Origin of the sequence: Clostridium oryzae (assembly GCF_002029235.1) — a bacterium.
Classification (GTDB): Bacteria; Bacillota; Clostridia; order Clostridiales; family Clostridiaceae; genus Clostridium_AE; species Clostridium_AE oryzae.
On the sequence record NZ_MZGV01000152.1, the window covers coordinates 1 to 1787 of the forward strand.

At 35.5% G+C, this 1787-nt stretch carries 2 protein-coding genes and 1 pseudogene; all 3 read right to left on the reverse strand.

Annotated elements, in window-relative coordinates; all coding sequences use genetic code 11:
* Positions 1 to 7: 7 nt before the first annotated feature.
* Positions 8 to 340: a DUF6618 family protein gene (locus tag CLORY_RS22735; RefSeq protein WP_079428867.1), complete on the reverse strand. Its 333-nt coding sequence runs from the start codon at positions 338 to 340 to the stop codon at positions 8 to 10.
* A gap of 15 nt (positions 341 to 355) precedes the next feature.
* Positions 356 to 1159: an ExeA family protein gene (locus tag CLORY_RS22740; protein ID WP_079428869.1), complete on the reverse strand. Its 804-nt coding sequence runs from the start codon at positions 1157 to 1159 to the stop codon at positions 356 to 358.
* Positions 1152 to 1787, reverse strand: a pseudogene (locus tag CLORY_RS23500) (hypothetical protein); the annotation flags it as partial. The pseudogene CLORY_RS23500 and the gene CLORY_RS22740, both read right to left, overlap by 8 nt.

Sequence of the window (1787 nt, forward strand, 5' to 3'; positions counted from 1 at the left end):
TTGTTTTTTAGTAGAAACGTACTTTTTTCTTGTTAAATTTAAGTTTAGGAGCAATAGCCTTAAGTGCATAGGCAACGGTTATACCGTCGACTTCTCCCAAAATTCTAGTAAGCTGTTCTATATTCCAAAACAAATCTGATGGATGTGCAAGGTGACACCCTGCATTCCAATCTGGAATACAGGCAAAATATCCTAATCGTGTCTCACCGAATATCACCATAATACCAGATCTGCTCTCAATTCTCATCTCATAGTAACTACCGTAACCGGTCAGATTAACAATAAGCCCTGACCACTTTTCAGTGCCATCTGCAGTTTCTCTAGTACAATCAAATCTCATTTATGTACCGCCTCCCTAAACTTGATAATTGAGATTTTCATGGACATTTCTCAATATATATTCAGATACTATAGTTTCCCTGCGTTTTAGAGCAGCTAGGAGTCCCCCATAGCAAAGCTGATTTATTCTTCTCGGAACGCCAGAGGTAACACTATGGAGAAAAGGAAAACACTGCTCATCAAAGACAGGAACTTTTGCACCAACAACATTAAGTTGACTAAGTATATATTCTTTAGTTTCAGAAAGTGAAAGAGCACAGCAATCAAGGAAAACAAAGATTCTCTGTTTGAGCGGCTGATTTACTGCTAAATTCAGCTGGTTTTTAAGTGGAGGAAGCCCTGAAAAAACAAGAGAAAAGTTAAGTCCTTCATCATAGAAGCTTCTAAGTTCATCGAAGAGAGAAATAGATAGAGTGTGAGCTTCATCAATAATAACAGTGTTAAATTTGCCTTGAGCATTTTCCTCGTCAAAGAAATTTATGAGTTGAAGCTTAATATCATCAGCGTTATAAGCAGGTTTTAACCCAACCTTAATAGCAAGAGTCTTATATAGCGCTTTCTTGTTTGGATTAGAAAGTTCTATACCTGCAATTCTAAATTGAGATGGTTCAAGCTGATTTACAGCGTAAAAGATAAGAGAACTTTTTCCTGTACCTGAAGCACCAGTAATACAAACAATTTGTCTTGTCATGAAAGCTGAGGAAAGAAGTTCCAAGTTGTCATTGAATTGTTTGTACTCAAAAGAGGTCTTAGACCTTTCGAGAAAAGGGACACAATTTAGCTTAAAGTGCTGACACAAAGAGCTGTTTATATTATTCATTTACCTTGCCTCCAGATTCTTTTAGAGAAGCCAGCTGGCTTTCATACTGTTTTTTTATTTCTGAAAGATAGTACAGAAAGTTAAGGTTAAAATCAGAAGACTTAGACTTAATGTCATCAAGTATAGCTATAAGAATATCCTTGTTAAATTCTTTAAAGGTGCTCCAAAGCTCATAAAGCTTAGCTTTTTCAGTAAAAGTTATGGTTTGAATTTTAAGGGCATCAGAGATAAGAGAAACAAACTCATTTTTATCAATGGCAAAAGCTTTATCCTTTTGCGCTCTAAAAGCAGAATTATCAGTGGTTACAATTTGATTTTCATTTTCTGCCAAAGCCTGTTCTTTAGAAATATACTGCTTCAGCTGCTCATTTAGATACAGTTGATAGTTACTTTTTATGTTGGCAAGGTATATTTTTGCTGTTTCAGATTCTACTTTAGGATCTTCTTCCAAAGCTTTAACATCTTTATGCTTGCTGTTATTAAGGTCAATAACTTTGGCCGCACCGTAGTATTTACTATCAAAATATATATGTAGAACCTCAAGGTGAAAGGGATTGTAGTGAACTTCAATTTTTTTGCCTACCAGAGCACCATCTACCTCATAGGTATTTCCCTCAAAGGATATAAC

Bases quoted from the DNA above. Each gene is read 5' to 3' on its own strand.
- CLORY_RS22735 (WP_079428867.1), bottom strand. From the start codon at position 340: ATGAGATTTGATTGTACTAGAGAAACTGCAGATGGCACTGAAAAGTGG.
- CLORY_RS22740 (WP_079428869.1), bottom strand. From the start codon at position 1,159: ATGAATAATATAAACAGCTCTTTGTGTCAGCACTTTAAGCTAAATTGT.